General features: G+C 60.6%; 20 protein-coding genes and 1 tRNA gene. 10 read left to right on the top strand and 11 right to left on the bottom strand.

Going from position 1 to position 18415, the window contains the following annotated elements:
* Positions 1-21: 21 nt before the first annotated feature.
* Positions 22-98 (top strand) — tRNA-Met (locus RIB87_RS14480).
* 82 nt (positions 99-180) lie between these two features.
* The gene (locus RIB87_RS14475) at positions 181-1401 is read left to right on the top strand and encodes an acyl-CoA dehydrogenase family protein (RefSeq protein WP_350147925.1); all 1221 of its coding nucleotides are present in this window, start codon (positions 181-183) and stop codon (positions 1399-1401) included.
* Positions 1402-1524: 123 nt separating this feature from the next.
* On the opposite strand, the gene RIB87_RS14470 is transcribed toward RIB87_RS14475, so the two are convergent.
* Positions 1525-2964 carry an MBL fold metallo-hydrolase RNA specificity domain-containing protein gene (locus RIB87_RS14470; protein WP_350147923.1) on the bottom strand — a complete coding sequence of 480 codons (1440 nt, stop codon included), beginning with the start codon at positions 2962-2964 and terminating at the stop codon, positions 1525-1527.
* On the bottom strand, positions 2961-3815 hold the full coding sequence (locus RIB87_RS14465; protein WP_350147921.1) for an LOG family protein: 855 nt from the start codon (positions 3813-3815) through the stop codon (positions 2961-2963). Before RIB87_RS14465 ends, RIB87_RS14470 begins: the two co-directional genes overlap by 4 nt.
* A 128-nt stretch (positions 3816-3943) precedes the next feature.
* Here RIB87_RS14465 and RIB87_RS14460 point away from each other — a divergent pair, with 128 nt between their 5' ends.
* On the top strand, positions 3944-4903 hold the full coding sequence (locus RIB87_RS14460; protein WP_350147919.1) for a sterol desaturase family protein: 960 nt from the start codon (positions 3944-3946) through the stop codon (positions 4901-4903).
* Here the strand turns inward: RIB87_RS14460 and RIB87_RS14455 are convergent.
* On the bottom strand, positions 4900-5484 hold the full coding sequence (locus RIB87_RS14455; protein ID WP_350147917.1) for a TetR/AcrR family transcriptional regulator: 585 nt from the start codon (positions 5482-5484) through the stop codon (positions 4900-4902). The two genes, RIB87_RS14460 and RIB87_RS14455, sit on opposite strands and share 4 nt — an antisense overlap.
* A gap of 113 nt (positions 5485-5597) precedes the next feature.
* On the opposite strand from RIB87_RS14455, the gene RIB87_RS14450 reads away from it, so the two are divergent.
* The gene (locus tag RIB87_RS14450) at positions 5598-6503 is read left to right on the top strand and encodes a sterol desaturase family protein (protein WP_350147915.1); all 906 of its coding nucleotides are present in this window, start codon (positions 5598-5600) and stop codon (positions 6501-6503) included.
* 19 nt (positions 6504-6522) lie between these two features.
* On the opposite strand, the gene RIB87_RS14445 is transcribed toward RIB87_RS14450, so the two are convergent.
* The 4 genes from RIB87_RS14445 to RIB87_RS14430 form a co-directional block, all read right to left on the bottom strand.
* Positions 6523-7197, bottom strand: a complete 675-nt coding sequence (locus tag RIB87_RS14445) for a pseudouridine synthase (RefSeq protein WP_350147913.1) — start codon at positions 7195-7197, stop codon at positions 6523-6525.
* Between the two features lie 48 nt (positions 7198-7245).
* Positions 7246-7719 carry a PAS domain-containing protein gene (locus RIB87_RS14440; protein WP_350147911.1) on the bottom strand — a complete coding sequence of 158 codons (474 nt, stop codon included), beginning with the start codon at positions 7717-7719 and terminating at the stop codon, positions 7246-7248.
* 170 nt (positions 7720-7889) lie between these two features.
* Positions 7890-8354 carry a flavodoxin family protein gene (locus RIB87_RS14435; protein ID WP_350147909.1) on the bottom strand — a complete coding sequence of 155 codons (465 nt, stop codon included), beginning with the start codon at positions 8352-8354 and terminating at the stop codon, positions 7890-7892.
* 265 nt (positions 8355-8619) lie between these two features.
* A complete protein-coding gene (locus RIB87_RS14430; RefSeq protein WP_350147907.1) occupies positions 8620-9834 on the bottom strand; it encodes an acetyl-CoA C-acyltransferase in 1215 nt (404 codons plus the stop codon).
* Positions 9835-9951: 117 nt separating this feature from the next.
* Here RIB87_RS14430 and RIB87_RS14425 point away from each other — a divergent pair, with 117 nt between their 5' ends.
* Positions 9952-10872 (top strand): alpha/beta fold hydrolase, encoded by a 921-nt coding sequence (locus tag RIB87_RS14425; protein WP_350147905.1) that lies wholly within the window; start codon positions 9952-9954, stop codon positions 10870-10872.
* A 106-nt stretch (positions 10873-10978) separates the two neighbouring features.
* Entirely contained in the window at positions 10979-11464 is a 486-nt protein-coding gene (gene bfr / locus RIB87_RS14420; RefSeq protein ID WP_350147903.1) for a bacterioferritin, read from the top strand.
* Positions 11465-11578: 114 nt separating this feature from the next.
* Here the strand turns inward: bfr and RIB87_RS14415 are convergent, their stop codons facing one another.
* From RIB87_RS14415 to RIB87_RS14405, 3 genes are all read right to left on the bottom strand, one after another.
* Positions 11579-11785 (bottom strand): (2Fe-2S)-binding protein, encoded by a 207-nt coding sequence (locus RIB87_RS14415; RefSeq protein ID WP_350147901.1) that lies wholly within the window; start codon positions 11783-11785, stop codon positions 11579-11581.
* Positions 11786-12056: 271 nt separating this feature from the next.
* The gene (locus RIB87_RS14410; protein ID WP_350147899.1) at positions 12057-12284 is read right to left on the bottom strand and encodes an AMP nucleosidase; all 228 of its coding nucleotides are present in this window, start codon (positions 12282-12284) and stop codon (positions 12057-12059) included.
* Positions 12285-12383: 99 nt separating this feature from the next.
* The gene (locus RIB87_RS14405; protein ID WP_350147897.1) at positions 12384-13025 is read right to left on the bottom strand and encodes a TetR/AcrR family transcriptional regulator; all 642 of its coding nucleotides are present in this window, start codon (positions 13023-13025) and stop codon (positions 12384-12386) included.
* On the opposite strand from RIB87_RS14405, the gene RIB87_RS14400 reads away from it, so the two are divergent.
* From RIB87_RS14400 to RIB87_RS14390, 3 genes are read left to right on the top strand one after another with little or no spacing between them, the layout of a single operon-like run.
* Complete coding sequence (locus RIB87_RS14400) at positions 13024-13266, top strand: hypothetical protein (RefSeq protein WP_350147895.1); 243 nt, start codon at positions 13024-13026, stop codon at positions 13264-13266. The genes RIB87_RS14405 and RIB87_RS14400 overlap by 2 nt on opposite strands.
* Entirely contained in the window at positions 13259-14641 is a 1383-nt protein-coding gene (locus RIB87_RS14395; RefSeq protein WP_350147893.1) for a flavin monoamine oxidase family protein, read from the top strand. Before RIB87_RS14400 ends, RIB87_RS14395 begins: the two co-directional genes overlap by 8 nt.
* Before the next feature lie 2 nt (positions 14642-14643).
* Positions 14644-16092 carry a flavin monoamine oxidase family protein gene (locus RIB87_RS14390; RefSeq protein ID WP_350147891.1) on the top strand — a complete coding sequence of 483 codons (1449 nt, stop codon included), beginning with the start codon at positions 14644-14646 and terminating at the stop codon, positions 16090-16092.
* Positions 16093-16225: 133 nt separating this feature from the next.
* Here RIB87_RS14390 and RIB87_RS14385 read toward each other — a convergent pair whose 3' ends face one another.
* Complete coding sequence (locus RIB87_RS14385; protein ID WP_350147889.1) at positions 16226-16747, bottom strand: hypothetical protein; 522 nt, start codon at positions 16745-16747, stop codon at positions 16226-16228.
* Between the two features lie 232 nt (positions 16748-16979).
* Here RIB87_RS14385 and RIB87_RS14380 point away from each other — a divergent pair, with 232 nt between their 5' ends.
* Positions 16980-18350 carry an MFS transporter gene (locus RIB87_RS14380; protein WP_350147887.1) on the top strand — a complete coding sequence of 457 codons (1371 nt, stop codon included), beginning with the start codon at positions 16980-16982 and terminating at the stop codon, positions 18348-18350.
* Positions 18351-18415: the final 65 nt, after the last annotated feature.

Here is an 18415-nt window from a genome sequence, read left to right as displayed (position 1 = left end):
CTGCCGTGCCGGATGCCAAGTGGCGGAGTAGCTCAGCTGGTTAGAGCAGCGGAATCATAATCCGCGTGTCGGGAGTTCAAGTCTCTCCTCCGCTACCATTTCCCCTTGTCTTTTTGTGGTGCACTGGTTCAGTCAGTGGCGTTGCACAAGACATCTGCTCCTTCAGACCTGAGGCCTCCTATGTACACCTACAGCGAAACGTCGCTTGTTCTGCAGGACAAGCTGCGCGCGTTCATGGACGCGCATGTCTATCCCAATGAACACGCCTATGCGCAGGCGCTGGCGGCGGCGCCCAACCGTTTTGCGCCGCTGCCGCTGATGGATGACCTGAAGGCCAAGGCGCGCGCAGAAGGGTTGTGGAACCTGTTTGTGCCGCCGGAGTTTGCTCAGTATTCGGAGCATGGGGGCATCAGCAATTTTGACTATGCGCCGCTTGCGGAAATCATGGGGCGTGTGATCTGGGCACCTGAAGTCTTCAACTGCAATGCGCCGGACACCGGCAACATGGAAGTCTTCATGAAGTATGCAACGTCGGCGCAGCAGGAGACATGGCTGACGCCGCTGCTCGCCGGTGAAATCCGGTCGTCCTACGCGATGACGGAGCCTGACGTTGCCTCAAGTGATGCGACAAACATCCAGTTTTCCATCCAGCGCGAGGGCGACGAGTGGGTGCTCAACGGTCGCAAGTGGTTCATCACCAATGCCATGTATGAGCGGACGAAAATCCTGATCGTCATGGGCAAGTCAGACCCGGACAACGCAAACCGACACAAGCAGCAAACCCAGGTGCTTGTGCCCAAGGATACGCCGGGCATCACACTCATCCGCCCGCTGACGACCCTTGGCTATGACGATGCGCCGCTGGGTCATGCAGAGATTGTGTTTGAAAATGTGCGTGTGCCTGCCGAGAACGTTTTGCTGGGTGAAGGGCGTGGATTTGAAATTGCGCAGGGCCGGCTTGGGCCGGGGCGCATGCATCACTGCATGCGGCTGATCGGTGCCGGCCAGCGCTCGCTGGAGCTGGCGTGCCACCGGGTGCTCAACCGGGAGACGTTTGGCCGACCGTTGGCCAAGCATCAATCGGTGCGTGAGGAGATTGCGAAGTCGTTTTCAGAAATCGAGATGGCACGCCTGCTGGTGCACCGCACGGCGCAATCGATGGACGAAAAAGGCGCGCAGGAAAGCCGCGACTTGATTGCAGCCACCAAGACACAGGTGCCGATCATGATGCAGACGGTGATTGACCGCTGCATGCAGATGCATGGCGCAGGGGGGCTGACCGAAGATTACCCCATGGCCGAGCATTACAACTACGCGCGCTGGTGCCGTCAGGCGGATGGTCCGGACCAGGTGCATCTGATGACCCTTGGCAAGATGGTGATCGAGCGCTTCGGCCTTTGACGGGCGGTGCGTCAGGGTGCAGTGCGTCTGAAAGGAAAATTTCGCCGGTGTCATAGCTCACGCCGGTTGTTTTCATCAGTCGTGCCTCAATGTCCGCATCCCGGCAGTTGCTGCTGACACGCGCTAGGGTGGTGGAAGCACATATTTTTCGTGGCGCTCGGGGAGTTCGACCTGCCACCCAAGCGTGCTGGTAATCTTCTCGGCAAGTGCGGCCGACGCTGTGGGTTCGCCGTGCATGATGAAGGTTGTGGCGGGCGCTTTTTTGAAGCCGCCAAGCCATGACAGCACGGCGGCCTGATCGGCATGGGCGGAAAAGCCGCCCAGCGTGTGGACGCTTGCGCGCACCGTCACATCGTCGCCGAAAATCCGCACCCGGCGCGCCCCATCCACCAGCCGCCGACCCAAAGTGCCTTCTGCCTGAAAGCCGGTGATGATAACGGCGTTGCGCGGCTCTGACAGGCCGTGACGCAGGTGATGCTTGATGCGGCCCGCGGTACACATGCCGCTGGCGGCAATGATAACGGCACCGCTGCGGATGGCGTTGATGGCACGCGATTCATCGACGCTGCCGGTGAAGGTGATGTTGGGCACGCCCGACCCGTTTTTCTGCCAGGCAACAAGGTTGCGGGATTGGGCGTCAAACAGCTCCAGATGCTGCATGGTCAGGCGGGTGACGGCGGTGGCCATGGGCGAATCGACAAAAACATTCAGCCCCGAAAACCGACCCTCACGCGACAGATGGTTGAAGTAATACAGCAGCTCCTGCGTGCGTCCGACGGCGAAGGCGGGGATGATGATGTTGCCGTGCAGATCATGCAGGGTGTGATTGACCACCGACACCAGTTCCTCAATCGTATCGGCAAGGTTCTTGTGCCGGCGGTCGCCATAGGTTGATTCAACGAACAAAACGTCCGCCTGCTCAATGATGGCCGGGTCACACAGAATGGGGCGGTTCGGCTGGCCGAGGTCGCCGGAGAACACCAGCTTGCGTTCGTGTGCGCGCTCGTGCCTGTGTTCTGTGAGCCAGACCTCAATGATGGCGGACCCCAGAATGTGGCCGGCATCGCGCAGTTGAAAGCGCACGGCGTCATGCGCCTGCGTCATGGTTTCGTAGTCAAGCCCGCGCACGTGTTCCAGCACGGCCTCCACGTCCTGCATAGTATAAATCGGCTCGGTGTCGGCGCGCTTTTTTTTCGTGCCGTCGTGATTTTTTTTGGCGCGGCGGTGGCGCATGGCTCGTTCAGCGTCTGATTGCTGAATATGCGCGCTGTCGCGCAGCATGATCTCCAGAAGTTCAGCGGTGGCGTGGCTGGTATAGACGGGGCCACGGAAGCCTGACTTCCACAGCTTGGGCAGCAGTCCGCTATGGTCCATGTGCGCGTGTGTCAGCAGAACAAAATCCACCGTACGCGGATCAAAAGCAAAAGCCGCACGGTTTTTGCCGTCAGCGCCGCGGCCACCCTGAAACATGCCGCAATCAACCAGAAAGCGAACACCCTCCGCATCGATCAGCGTGCATGAGCCGGTGACTTCCTGAGCGGCGCCGGTGAAGGTTACCTTCATTCGTGCGCTCCTGAAGCACCGTCATGCGCGTAAAACGCCGCAATGATGTCCACCGCCTCGCGGGCACTATCGACGATGCTGAACTGCTTTATGTGGTCTGCATCCAGAAAGTCGTCCTCGACCAGAAAGTTGAAATCGACAACGCGGTTCCAGTAGTCCGCGCCGATGAGGATTACCGGAATTGGAGCGATCTTGCGGGTCTGGATCAGCGTCAGCACTTCAAACAGTTCGTCCAGCGTGCCGTAGCCGCCGGGAAACGCCACAAGGGCGCGGGCGCGCAGCAGGAAGTGCATTTTGCGCAGGGCAAAATAGCGGAACTGGAAACACAGCTCGCGGCTGGCATAGGGGTTGGGGTGTTGTTCATGGGGCAAAGTGATGTTGAGGCCGATGCTGGGTGCGCCTGCATCATGCGCGCCCTTGTTGGCGGCTTCCATGATGCCCGGCCCGCCACCTGTGGTGATGACGAAATGATGGCCGTCGCCGTTTTGCAGCTCGCTTGTCACAAGCTTTGAAAACTCTTCCGCCTGCGCATAGTAACGGGCGTAGGTCACCTGTTTGCGGGCGCGGGCGAGGGTTGATGCGGCGTCAGGGGCGTCGGGCGTATCGCGGGCGTGCTGCTGGGCGCGGGCAAGGGCTGCGGCTGCTACATCCGGTGAGGCAATGCGGGCGCTGCCGAACACGGGAATGGTTGAGAGGATGGCCGCCTGGCGCAAATAGAGTTCCGGTTTGAGAAACTCCAGTTGCAGGCGAACGTGGCGCAAATCGTCAGACGCCAGAAAATCCAGGTCGCGTGACGCCAGGTTATAGGCATGGCTCACCGGATGCTGGCCTGGGGTGTCGTCATTTACCATCGGGTGTGTCCCGGATTATGGGCAGGTGTGCTAAGCTGCCACAAGACGCGATTTGCGGGTGCCCGGCAAGTCATGTGCGTGAGGCCGGGCGTTATCCGCAAGCCACGATAAGCAGGAAACTGAGTGTAATGAGTGTGGACCAAAAGACAGGCGCAGCGCCGCGGATGGAAACGCCCGCGATGATGCGGCTGAAGAGTGTTATCACCTGGACATCATGGCCGGCGCTGATGACGCTGTGTATCGCCATTACCGCCTATGGCATGGCCAATGATGCGCCGATTCTGGGCTTCAATGGGGCGTATATTCTGCTGGGTGTGTCGCTGCTGCTGCTTGAGCGCTGGATGACCCATGAACCGCTGTGGCTTGAGAATGACGGGCAGACATTTGCCAACATCGCGCACACGCTGCTGAACAAGGGCTTGGTGCAGGCGGCGGCTGCCGTCACCACATTGTTTGTGGTGGTGCAAGCAGTTGACCCGCAACCCGGTGCGCTGTGGCCGACGGACTGGCCGATGTGGGCGCAGGTCATTCTGGGGCTGGTCATTGCCGAGTTCGGGTTTTACTGGGCGCATCGGCTGGCCCACGAAGTGCCGTGGCTGTGGCCGTTTCATTCGGTGCATCATTCGGTGACGCGGCTGTGGGTCATCAACACCGGGCGGTTTCATTTTGTTGATACGTTCCTGAGCATTGCGCTCAGCCAGCCCTTGTTGTTTCTGGCCGGAGCGCCGGTTGAGATTTTCATGTGGGTGGGGGGCATTACCGCGTTCAGCGGGCTTTTGACGCACACAAACGTCGTAATGAAAAACGGCTATCTGAACTACATCTTCAACACGCCGGAGCTGCACCGCTGGCATCACTCGAAAATTGTCAGCGAGGGCAATTCCAACTATGGCGAAGTGCTGATGATTTATGACGTGCTGTTTGGCACCTGGCTGCTGCCGGATCGGCGGCCGCCTGCTGATATCGGCATCCGTGAGGAAATGCCGGCGGCTTTCAGCGGACAGCTGGCGCAACCGTTCCGTGTGCTCAAGGCCATGCGCCAGGCGAGGGCGGTGGCGATTTCCAGCAGCGACCGGGGCGGCGACTAGGCGTCCGCACGCATCATGTTGTCCACATAGCGATGCACGGCGCGTTTGGCATTTTGCCTGTTGCGCTGTGTCGGGTTGATGGCGGCTGTGAGGCCCAACCCGTCAAGCAGGCCCATCAGCGTGTGCGCATGATGTTCGGCATCGGCATTTGGTGCTACCGCGTTGATGAGCGGTTTCATCGCGCTGATCCATGCTGTGTGACGGGCATCGTTTTCGCGGGCCAGTTGGCGCGTTGAGGCGGCGGCACTCCAAAAGGCGATCCACACCTTGAACTCAAGCAGCCGCGTTGCGTCCAGCGGCAAACCTTCTTCGAGGCATTTCATCAGCTTGTCGCGGGCAGACAGGTCGCTCTTGATGATCTGTGCCGTGCGGTCGCCGGCTGCGTCATTGACGGCGCGCAGGGCTGCAAGCACCAGCGCTTCACGGTCGGCGAAATAGTGAGTGATGCGGCCGGTGGTACAGCCAGCCGCGTCGGCGACCCTGCGCATGGTCACGCCTTCAAGGCCCTGTGTGGCAATCACCTGCCAGCTTGCTTCCACAAGTTCGGCCCGGCGCGCATCATGATCGACGATTTTTGGCATCGGGAAACCTAACCCGAAACGACACTTTACAAAACATCTGTTTTGTAATAGTTTTTGCATAACAAACGTTTTGCATAAAGGTTTGGCCGATTGTCGGTCAGGAGGGAACGGCGATGCTTGAGTTTCTCAACGGGCTTCTGGCAATCCGCGATGTGGACCAGATATGGCTGCTGATCGGCTTTATCGGCATCGAGGTTGGCCTCGTGTGGATTTTGCGCAAGGGCTATTACGCGGCCACCGACACCTTGTGTTCCGTCACGCTGGGGCTGGCCTATGCGGCGTCCATTGCGCTGGCGGCGGCCACGGTACTGGCGATTTTTTACTGGATCCATCAGTTTGCCGTAACCGACATAGACTGGACAGGCAGCGTTGTTGCCATTCTTGGCGCCTATGTGATCGTTGATTTTCTGTTCTACTGGTATCACCGCACCATCCATGAAGTGCGGCTGGGGTGGGCGGCGCACGTCAACCACCACTCAAGCCAGTTCATGAATGCGGGCACGGCCTTGCGCTCTTCGTTTGTAGAAGCATGGATCGAGCCGATTTTTCTTATTCCCGCTGTGCTGCTGGGCATGGACCCGGTGATGGTGATCGCGCTGATTTCGCTCAATCATCTTTATCAATACTGGCTGCATACCCGGCTCATTCCCAAGCTCGGGCCGTTCGAGTGGATCATGAACACGCCGTCGCATCACCGGGTGCATCATGCATCCAACATTCGGTACTGCGACAAGAACTACGCAGGCACGTTCATCATCTGGGACAGGCTGTTTGGAACATTCGAAGTCGAGCGCGAAGATGAGCCGTGCGTGTTCGGCATCCGCCATCAGCTTGAAACGCGCAACCCCATCAAAGTGACATTCCATGAATGGGTGGCGATCTGGCGCGACGTGCGCAAGGCAGGCAGCGTGCGCGCCGCCCTTGGCCATATGTTCATGGCTCCGGGCTGGTCACCCGACGGTGACGGCGAAACGACGCGCGCCATGCAGGCCAAGGCACGTGCGGAGGGGCTGATTTAGGCAATCGGAACGGCAGCCATCAAAATGGCACCGGCGCAAAAAACGTCATGGGTGTGCCGCCGTCCGGGTGGCGCAGGGTCAGGGCCAGGGCATGGAGCTGCAGGCGGTCTGCCATGGCCAGCACGCGATCATCCGCATAGAAATTATCGCCCAGAATTGTGTGACCGAGTTCGCGCATGTGGACGCGCAACTGGTGTGAGCGGCCGGTTTCAGGGCGCAGCATTACGCGGGTGATGCCGTTCTCGCGCGCAAGCACCTGCCAGTGGGTGATCGCCGGGCGGCCTTGCGCCTGATCGACGTGTTGCATGGGGCGGTTGGCGGGGTCTGTGGTCAGCGGCAGGTCAACCGTGCCGCTGTCGCCGGTTACGTGACCCACAACGCGCGCAACATAGAGCTTGGTGACGCGGCGCGATTCAAACTGTCGGCTGATGTGGCGCTGCGCCCGGTGGTGGCGACCCATGACGAAAACGCCGGACGTATCCTTGTCGAGCCGGTGGATGAGTTTCGCGCCTGGCCACTTCTCCTCGGCGCGCGCCACCAGACAGTCTTCCAGGCCGGGGCGGTTGCCTGCAACGCTGAGCAGGCCGCATTGCTTGTTGAGGACGATAAGCGTGTCGTCTGCGTGCAGTACATCGAGCCACGGCTCTTGCGGTGGCGTGTAGTCAAAAGGGCGGGGTGCATTTTCGCGGCTCATCGTCCATGCGTTTAGCCTATGCGGACCGATGCAGCCAGTGCGGCGGCGTCACACGCTGAGGTGCTCACCTTCAAAGAAGAGGCCGCCCAAAATCCAGCGCGTCTTGTCGTCTGAGCCCAACATGGGGACGTGGACGATCTCCATTTCGAGAAACTCCCGGTCAATGCCTTCAAAAATACCGCGCGTGATGCTCAGGCGTTCACCGTTTACAACGGCGCGGTACACGGCGGCGTTGTGCTCCACCTGATCGGATGCATAGGCTTGTGAGATGCAAAGGCCGGTTGCATCCGCGCCAAAGCGGGTCACCAGATGCTGTCCCATCAACCTGAAACGCCAGTCAGTCGCCGGCGCGTTGGCAGGTTCCAGAATGAACATGTTTGGCAGGATGCTTAAAATCTCGCGGGCAGGCATATCGCGGCGCCGGGGCAGAGTGCCGTTTGCCAGTTGGTGTTCGTAATAGGCGAGCAGCAGCTTACCGTCGGGGTGCTCAGGTTTTTGGAAGTGTGTCACATCAATCCGCATGCGCCGGTCCTCCGCGACAATATCGTCGGGAGTGCGAATTGCACCGGGGCGAGATGGGTTTGAACGCGGATTGGGGAGCATGGGGTACTACGCAACTATTAACCGCTTTAAGGTAGCAACCGGTGGTTAACGAAGCGTTCGGCTATGGAAAACAGGAACTTGATGAGGCGCTAGAAAACCCCCGCCTCAAGACCTGCGGCCAGGGTCATGCCCACTTCTTCGGCCTGCGCCACAAACCTATCATCCCAGTCGCCCTTGCAGATCAGCGGGTCTGTTACCTGTTTCCAGCGCAGGCCGGTGAGGATGGTATCGAGCGCGCGCTTTGTGCCGGTGCCGTCGTGACCGGCGCGGATAACGATGGCGCAGGGCAATCCCTGTTTTTCCTCCAGCACGGGATAGTAGGTGCGGTCGAAAAAATCCTTCATGGCACCGGACATATAGGCAAGGTTTTCGGTGGTCATGAGGATGATGCCGTCGGCTGTGCGCACCACGTCAGGGCCGGTGTCGAACGGGGAGCGGGTGTCCACCCTGACGCCCGCAATGTCGGCATGGGTTGCGCCTGCCACAATCGCATCGCGCAATCGCTGCGTATTGGGTGAGGGGGCGTGTGCGACGATGAGCAGGTGTTTTGTCATAAGGGTCTCGTAGCCGCTCTGTTTTCTTTTTCCCGCACAATGATTGCGTCACGCGGCGCAGCTTGGGTTGCGAGCGTCTTAGTGTGGCGCTCCGGGGCCCGCGGTCAAGCCGCGCGGAGGCATGGTTTGTGGAGGGGGTGGGCTGGGTGCTGGTATCCGGTTATGTGCACCTCACCAAAACCACACTTTGCATTTACGCGGCTTGATCGCGGAACCCAGGGGCTACGAGCGCGGCTTTCCCGTCGCGCTGTGGTGATGATCAGTCTTATTCCGCGCGCTCAAAAATGGCCGCTATGCCCTGGCCGATGCCGATGCACATGGAGACCAGCGCGTATTTCTTGTCCCGCGCTTCAAGGGCACGGATGGCGGTGAGGGCAAGGCGGGCACCGGATGCGCCCAGCGGGTGGCCAATGGCGATGGCACCGCCATTGGGGTTTACCCGTGGATCATCAAACGCCACGTCCATTTGTTTGAGGCACCCCAGCACCTGAGCGGCAAAGGCCTCGTTGAGTTCCAGAACGTCCATGTCCTTGAGCGACAGGCCTGCGCGGGCAAGTGCCTTTTTGGAGGCGTCCACCGGGCCAAGACCCATGACGCGCGGTTCAACGCCTGCAATGGCGGCGGACACAAGCCGCGCGCGCGGCGTCAGGCCCATTGCTCGGCCGGTGGTTTCGTTGCCCACCACAAGGGCCGCCGCTCCATCGTTGATGCCCGAAGCGTTGGCCGCCGTGACAACCCCGCTGTCGCCATGAATGGGGCGCAGGCCGGAAATGCCTTCAACGGTTGTGCCGGGGCGCGGACCTTCGTCGGTGTTGCAGATTTCGGGCGGGGCCTTGCGCTTGGTGGCGGGCACTTCAAGGTCCATGATTTCGTCAGTGAAGAAACCATTGGCCAGGGCGGCTTCATATTTTTGGTGGGAGGCGGCGGCGAATGTATCGGACTGTTCGCGGGTGATGCCCAGTCGCTCGGCAATGTTTTCGGCCGTCTGGGGCATGGTGTCGTTGCCGATGCGCTGCAACAGGTCGCGGTTGGGGAAGCGCCAGCCGATGGTTGAATCTTCAAGCTGCTGGCCGCGATCAAACGGGCTGGTGGCTTTGGACATCACCAGCGGCGCACGGCTCATGCTCTCAACGCCACCTGCAATGAACATGTCGCCTTCGCCGCATCTCACCGCGCGGCCCGCATCCATGACGGCGGCAAGGCCTGAACCGCACAGGCGGTTGACGGTGAGGCCGCCGGTTTTTTCAGGCAGGCCCGCAATCAGCGAGGCATTGCGCGCGATGTTGCGGCTGTCTTCGCCTGCCTGGTTGGTATCCCCCAAAATGACGTCTTCCACCGCGTCGCCATCAAGGCCGGTGCGCTTGAGTACGTCGCGGATCGGGGCTGCCGCCAGTTCATCCACCCGCAGGCGCGACATGGCACCGCCGTGGCGGCCAAAGGGGGTGCGGACACCATCGAAGATGACGGGTGTGGCTGACATGGGTGTGCCTCCGGCTGATATGCTTTATTCTGGATCAAAGGCTTAAGCTGCGCGGCGTATCGGTGCAAGGTTCCACCGACCTGACGCCAACAACACAAGCAGGGAAGATTTACAATCATGGACTTTATCCGCACGCCCGACAGTCACTTCGAAAACATGCCGGACTGGCCCTATGCGCCGCATTATCTGGAGTGGGAGGGCTTGCGGGTTCACCATATTGACGAAGGCCCGAAGGGTGCGCCGGTGGCGCTGCTGCTGCATGGCGAACCAACCTGGTGTTATCTGTCGCGCAAAATGATTCAGCCGCTGCTGGACCTGGGGTTTAGGGTTGTCGCGCCTGATCTTGCGGGGTTCGGGCGCTCCGACAAGCCGGTGGATGACAGTTGGTATGTGATCGAGCGCCATTGCGAGCGGCTGCGGCACCTGATCGAAACGCTGGACCTCACGGATATCACGTTGTTTGTGCAGGACTGGGGCGGACCGACGGGGCTGCGGCAGGCGGTGGATATGCCGGAGCGGTTTTCGCGGATCGTCATCATGAATACGTGGTTGCACCACGAAGGCTATGAGTATTCCGACGGCATCAGGTTCTGGCGGGACTCGGCGTGCAATCCGATCTGGCTCAACGCGATGGACGGGTATTTTCCGTGTGGGGGCATTGTGGCGTTGTCAGCGCGGCGGCCTGATGCGGATCGGGCCGCCATCAAGGCAGCCTATGAAGCGCCGTACATGGATGGTGGTGCCAGCCGGGCAGGCGCGCGGCGGTTCCCGTGGTGCATTCCCAACTGGCAATACGAAGAAGGCAACGGCAAGGATCAGGAGCGCTGTTTTGAGGCGCTCAAGACACCTGGAAAGCCGGTGCATGTGATCTTTGGCGATGCAGATGGTGTGTTTACACCGGAATGGGGCAAGCAGTGGGCGTCGCTCATTGAAGGTGCCACCTTCGACACCATCCCCAATGCGGGCCACTTCGTGCAGGAGGATGCTGGCGACGAAGTGATCGGGGTTTTTGCCAGACGTGCCGGCCTGAAACCGTAGGCTTCTTGTGCGAGCGGGGCTGTGTATGTGTCGTTTCTAACGTGCTATTCAGTGCCATTGCGTGTCACGCAGGAAAATGCCGTTAGCGAATAAGGAAAGCATTACGATGAAGGGCGACAAGGTTATCATCGACCACCTCAACAGGATTCTGAAAAACGAACTGACGGCGATCAATCAGTATTTTCTTCATTCGCGGATGCTGGGCGACTGGGGGCTGAGCAAACTCGAAAAGCACGAGTATGACGCCTCCATCGATGAGATGAAGCACGCGGATCAGATCATCAAGCGCATCCTGTTTCTGGAAGGCCTGCCAAACCTGCAGGATCTGGGTCAACTGCGCATCGGTGAAAATGTTGAGGAGGTGCTGGCCGCCGATCTTGCTGTTGAGGCGGAAGCCGTGGTGGACCTCAAGGCCGCGATTGTGGACTGCGAAGCCACGCGCGACTATGTGAGCCGTGATCTGTTTGTGGCCATTCTCGAAAGCGAAGAAGAGCACGTGGACTGGCTGGAAACCCAGCAGGGCCTTATCGAGAAGATGGGCTTGCAGAACTACGTGCAGCTACATACCGAGTCAGTCGGTCCAGAAGGCTAGGCCGCGTTTCGGCGACATCTGTTTGAGATGATGAAGGCGCGTCGCCGGGCACCCGGCGGCGCGTTTTTGTGTGCATGTTTCGCTCAAGCTGGGCGCGCCACGCATACATGGCGGTTAATCCGCAGCGCTCTTGAAAGCGGCGTGCGATGCCGTGCGGGCGGCGTGCACCTGCTCGACAATCCGGTCTGCGGTCTCCAGGCACCCGCCGCAGTTTGGTCCGTTGCCTAAAGCCTCATAGGCCTCGCAGGCGGTGCGTGCGCCGTTGCGGGCGGCTTCGGCGATCTGGCTGTCGCGGTAGGCATTGCAGCTACACACAAACATCGGGCGAGTATCTCCACTAACAATGACAAGACAAAACCAAGGCTTGGATGCGTCTCATTCGCATTTCGTGGATACTATTTACTGCGAGGCATTCGCAATTGCAAGAAATACCTTCACGCATGGTGAACATGTCGCAGGTTTGCCCGCCTTGCCGGGGCAACGGTCACCGGGCAACGGTTATCGGCGAGGTCACCGGGGCAGGGTCACCGGGGCAAGATCAGTGAAAGCGGGTTTGGATTTGTTGGCGGGTGTTGTCGTGACAGCCGGTGCCTTATTCGTCCGCCGATCCTTTGACGAAGGTGGCGGCGTAATACATATCGCCGTCGAACAGAATGTCCGGGTCGCCGAGGCCGTCGGTGACCTGAAACTGGCGCGCGGTGATGCCGCCGTCCAGCCGGTAGCCTTTTTCTGACATATGCCGACGGTGAAACTCCATCGCGGCGGGCGTGAACTCCTTGGCCAGCACGGTGATGCGGTCGGGCAGTTTTTCGTCGGACATCGGGTCAGCAACCTTCTTTGAGAATCCGGTTTAACGTAACGCGAGTATGGAGAAATGCCCGGCCAATGTCGATGGGATGGTGCCGGCTGGTCGCGGGGTTCACGCTTTTTGCAGACCCCTGATCAGCGTCGTTGCCATGTCGTCGGCAAGCGCACCGCTGCGACCCCAGTCCAGCTCCGGGATGGTAATGAGGCTCAAGGCAGTGCCCAGCACGCCGGTAAGCAGCAGATGGCTGATGCGGTCAGCGTCCGTGAGGGCCATGCGCCCGGTATCAATGGCGGCCCGAGCGGCCTTTACCAGAATGGCTGCCGTCTCCAGGCTGACCGGGCTGTGGGCAAAATAGGCGTCGCCGGGGCGCTGCGGGCGGTCTTCGATCAGGAAGATCGCCCGAAAATCGTCGGGACGCTCAAGCCAGAAGGTCATCATGGTGCGGGTCAGTGTCTCAAGCCGCTTTACCGGGTCGCGTCTAGCTTTGGCGGCCCTGGTCATGTCGTCAGCCAGGTCGCGGAAAATCTCCTCCCACAGCACATGCAACACGGCGCGCTTGCTGGGAAAATATGCATACAGCGCAGCGGGCGCACAGCCGGCATCAGTCGCCAGCCTGCGCATCGACACCCCCTCATAGCCGTCAGCGGCAAACAGCCTGCGGGCGCTTGCCATGATGCGGCCACGCATTTCGCGGGTGTCTGCAGTGGAGCGTCTGGGGCGGCCCCGTGTGGCGGGAGATGCGGTGCCGGGCATGGAAAACGGTTTTACCTTGATTAAAATAAACGCGTTCACTAAAATAACACATGTGGCGGGATTGGCAACAGCCGACGCCTATGAGCGGTCGGGTTTGCGCCGCCGGGTTTGCGCCGTCGGGATTTTTATCGTGCGATTGTTTTTGAGACAGGAGACGACAAGCATGAGCGACCACAAGGGGTCCTGTGACGCGGGCGCAATGAGTGAGGGCGCGCATCTTGAAGGTGCGCCCAATGAATGAAGGCGCGCTCGACAAGACAGTTGATGTAGCCGTTGTTGGCGCGGGCATGGCCGGGATCAAGGCGGCGCTTGAGCTTGAGGCGCGGGGGTTTTCAGGCTGTCTGCTTGAAGCGCGCGACCGGGTGGGCGGTCGCCTGAAGCCGGGTCATGTGGCGGGCCACAAAATTGACAAGGGCGGCCAGTGGGTGGGTCCGCAGCAAAAGCTGCTGCTGGCCGAAGCGGCTGCCTATGGGGTTGAAAAATACAATCAGCATACTGCCGGTAGATCGGTGATGCATTTTAACGGCGTGTCGAAGATATCCACCGGCGAGATGCCGCGTCTGCCGCTGGTGTCGCTGCTTGAGTTGCAGCGCGTTGTCTCGCGGCTGGACGCGTTGGCATTCACCTTGCCACCCGACACGCCGTGGACGGCGCGTAACGCTGAGACACTTGATAGCCAGACATTTGAAAGCTGGATCCGCGCCAACGTTTGGACGCACGCGGCGCGGGAGTTTTTGCGCGTTGCCACCCGCTCAGTGTTTTGTTGTGAACCCAAGCATGTGTCGTTGCTGTTCGTGCTCGACTATGTGCGCGGCGGTGAGGGACTGGATGTGTTGCTGGGCGTATCAGGTGGTGCACAGGAAGCAAAGTTTCGCGGCGGCGCGCATCAGATTACCGAAAAAATGGCGCTAAGGCTTGCAGCGCCGATTGTATATGACGCGCCGGTGCGGTCCATCCTGCAGCACGATGATGGCGTGGCAGTAACAACGGATCGCGGCGTCGTGCGCGCGGCACGTGTTGTGGTGGCAACGCCGCCTGCGCTTGCCAGCCGCATAGACTACGCCAATGCGCTGCCTGCGCGGCGCGACCACCTGATGCAGCGTATGCCCATGGGCACGGTCATCAAGGTGCATATTGCCTATGAGACGCCGTTCTGGCGCGACCAGGGTCTGTCGGGGATGGCGGTGAGCGATACGCTGGCGTGCAATGTGCTGTTTGATCAAAGCCCGGAGGATTTGTCGTGCGGTATTCTTGTCGGCTTCTTTGATGCGGATGCGGCGGCCGAGTTTTCCAGCCAGGGTGACAATGCGCGCCGCTCAGCGGTGATCGAGGCGGCCACTGCGTTCTTTGGGGCGCAGGCCGGGGCACCCATAGATTATGTGGATAACGACTGGCTGGCTGAGGAGTGGAGCAGGGGCTGCTATGTGGCACATATGGCGCCGGGGGTATTGACCACATTCGGGTCAGCGCTGCGCGAGGCATGCGGGCGTATTCACTGGGCAGGCACTGAAACCGCAACCCAGTGGCAGGGCTACATGGAAGGTGCGCTGCAATCCGCCATTCGTGTTGCTGAAGAAATTGCCGCGCACCACGATGTGCGTATGGCAGGAGAATAACCATGTGGTTGCCGACACGGCGGCAGGTGTTGGGGCAGGTGTTGGGGCAGGCTACTGCCGCAGCCTCGCTGCTTGCGCCGGGCTTGCGAGGTGCTGCGGCAGCATCCCCCCTGCCTGCCAAAACCGGAGACACCGGGATGCTTGACGTGATTGTTGTGGGGGCTGGTCTTGCGGGACTGACGGCAGCGCGGCGGCTGCGCGACCATGGCCTGTCGGTGCGTGTGCTTGAAGCCCGCTCACAGCCGGGGGGGCGTGTCAGGTCCGCGACGCTTGAAACCGGAACCGTGATTGACGTCGGGGCGCAGTTTATCAGCGATGACCAGACATATATCACCGCGCTTGCAGAGGAGGCAGGAGTTGAAAAACATGCTTCACACATGCCTGGTGACACTCTTTTTACCGGCGAAGACCCCGCCCGACGGGTGGGTGGGGATGCACTGCCGATGTCGTTTTTTGCACAGATATTGACCGGCCTCAGCTATTGGCGGTTCGGGTCCGCGCTGGGCGGGATTGATGGCTCACAGATCGGTGCCCTTGATGCCATGAGTGGTGCGGATTTTATGGCTTCCAAAACAATCGGTACGCAGGCGCAACAGTATCTTGCAGGTCTGTTCAGCGATGGCATGTGCCTGCCGCTGACCGATGTTTCAGCCTACGAGCTTTTTGAGCAAGCCCGCAGCGTGGGTGGACTTGCGGCATATGAAAATGCCGAACAGTGGACCATCAGCAGGGGGTCGGCTGGGCTTGTTGACTATCTGGCGGGCCACATCGGCGATGCGCTGGTGCTGGATACGCCGGTGCGGGCAATTGCTCAGTATAAGGATTATGTGCGCGTTGAAAGCGCCCGTGGTGAGCATGTGGCCCGTCGGGTGGTGCTGGCGGTGCCGCCGCAGCTTTTGCCATCGCTTGCCATTACCCCCGCGCTGCCGGCAGCCCGACAGCAGGCGTTGCAGGGCTTTCGGGAGGGCAGGGTCATCAAGACGGTTGTCGAGTTTGACCGGCCCTGGTGGCGGGAGCAGGGATATTCCGGCACCACGGTTGAGCCCGGCGGTGTATTTTCAGCGGTGGTTGATGGGACGCCGCCGGACATACGTTCAGGCCTCCTGGTGGCTTTCAGCACGAGCGACGGGCGGGATATTCTGGCGGGCGTGGGCAATGAGACTGCCCGGATCGCGCATTTTGTCGGGTGGCTTGCGGATGTGTACGGACATGACATTCCAGCCCCTTTGGGCGGGCGGTCTTTTGACTGGAACGAGGAGCCATATTCACGCGGCGGATATGCCAGCCGTCGTGGCATTGGCGGATGGAGCGGTGCGCCCGATCTTTTTGCGCCATTGGGGCACATCCATTTTGCCGGCACTGAAACCGCCGACGTGTGGCGCTCCTATATGGATGGGGCGGTGCAGTCCGGTGAACGGGCGGCTCATGCCATCGCGGCTGAGTTGGCCTGACCCCGAAGGCCTGCCGGGTGTCATGTCCGGAGCCAGCAGCGCGCGGCAAGGGAAAAGCCAGCAGCGCGCGGCAAGGGAAAAGCCAGCGGCGCGCGGCAAGGGAAAAGCCAGCGGCGGCCAATTGTCCTGAGGCTTACGCGTAGGGGCAGCGGCGTTCAACGTAGAGCTGCGCGCGGCCCATTTCGCGGGCGAGTTTGAGGGCGGCGTCTGCGGCCAGGCGGGCGGTGGCGGGCGGCAGCCAGTTTTCCAGTGCGCGTTCGCCGCCGATTACCGCGTCGTTCTGAAATGCCGCAACGACGCCCAGCAGTGCTTGTTCATCCCGGCCCAGGCGTGATGTGTGGCTGGCAATGTCGAGGTGACGACAGGCCCCGTGGCGGGCCATCAGCATAAGCTCATCAAAGGCCGGTGCTGCATCGCGGCAGCGGGCAAGGGCGAATGCCTGGCCAATCATGTGTGCCGGGTGTGCCGGGTTTGTGGGGTGTGCCGGGCCTGGCGGACTGGTCTGCGCGGTGGCTGCATCCTGCCACCACACGCGTGCCGCCCACACCAGCAGGCGCGGGGCGAAACTCAGGTCTGCCAGATGTTCGCTGACATTTTCAGCCGGCTGCTGTGTGGCGGCGGTTGAGGCGGGTTCGGCATCACTGATATGGCGCATGGGCAAGCCTTGTTGCGAATGGAAAAGGTGCTTTCTAATAACCGTTATTAAGAAGCATTCGCAACAAGAAAGTTTGGGTTTTCAGGTTTCTGACGGTTTTTTGCGTGGGGTATGGGTCGCGGGCGCTGCTAAGGTTGCCCTTCGGGTGGTGCGGGTAATGGCACCTGCCGCAAAAAACACAAGAGCGTTCGGGTGTTTCCTGCGTTCACAAAAACTCAGGGACAAACTGCTCATGCCTAAGACCACCGCCGCATCTCCGTCCGGCCCGCTTTCGGTTTCGGTGCGTGCGGGCTATGGCATCGGCGATTTTGCGGTCAATCTGTTTTTTCAGTCCGCGCTGCTGTTCCTGCTGTTTTTCTATACGGATGTGGCAGGCATTGCGGCGGCCACGGCGGCGTCGATTTTTCTGGTGGCGCGCGTTGTGGATGCGGTGACGGACCCGATCATGGGCGTGATCGCAGACCGCACGCGCACCCGCTGGGGGCGGTTTCGGCCCTGGCTCATTATCGGCGGGCCACTGCTGGCGCTGGCGGGCGTTGCCACTTTCACGGTGCCTGATTTTTCCGACACCGGGCGGGTGATCTATGCCTACGCCACATACATTGCGTTTGGCATTGCCTACACGATTGTGAGCATTCCGTATTCGTCGCTGACGTCGGCGCTGACTGAAAACGCGCATGAGCGTACCGTGCTGTCCACCTACCGGATGGCGTTTGCCATGCTTGGCGGGTTGCTGGTGGCCGCCGCCACGTTGCCACTGGTTGAGATGTTCGGCGGTGGGGCTGCGGGTTTTCAGGGCACGGTTGCCGTCTATGGCGTGCTGGCCTGTGTGTTGCTGGCCATTACGTTTGCCACCACCCGCGAACGCGCGTTTGCGCATGAAGAGGTGCCGGGTCTGTCGCAGACGCTGAGTGCGCTCAAGGCGGGTGGCTGGCCGCTGGCGCTGCTGATCTTTGCATTCTGGATGGGCATGATGGCGTTCACGGTGCGCTCGGCGGCCATCATCTATTACTTCACTTACAATGTGGCGCGCGAAGACCTGGTGCCATTGTTCATGGTCAGCGTTGCGGCCTTCAACTTCATTGGCATTGTGCTGGTGCCTGCGGTGGCCAAACGGTTGGGCAAGCGGCGCACCTATTTGTGGGGGGCGTTTGGTGGCTGCCTCACGGGCATCGCGCTTTATCTGACGCCGTTTGATCAGATTGCGCTGATATTCATCATCTCGTGGCTCGGCTCCATCATGTTTGCTGCGCCCACCGTCATGGGCTGGTCGATGCTGCCGGACGCTGTGGACTACGCCGAGTACCGCAGCCATGTGCGCGCCGACGGGGCGATTTATGCCGCCGCCAGCTTTTTCCAGAAAATGGCTATGGCGGTTGGCGGTGCGGGGGCAGCGCTCATTCTGGCGGCCACCGGCTATGTGCCCAACGTGCCGCAAACGCCTGACGCGCTATGGGGCATCTTGTTCATGGTGGCGCTTGGCCCGGTATTGTTGTTTGTGGCCGGTGCCGTGGCCATGCTGTTTTATCCGCTTACGGATGAAAAGTTCTCGGAGGTGGCTACCGCGCTGGCTGAGCAACGTGCGGCGCGGGGAGATGCGTGATTCACCCCATGCCTGTGCCGGTGCCCCGGACTTGATCCGGGGCCTACTCGCGGTGGCTATGCATG

Source organism: Pyruvatibacter sp. (assembly GCF_040219635.1).
Classification (GTDB): Bacteria; Pseudomonadota; Alphaproteobacteria; order CGMCC-115125; family CGMCC-115125; genus Pyruvatibacter.
This window is presented reverse-complemented; position numbering and strand designations above follow the sequence as displayed.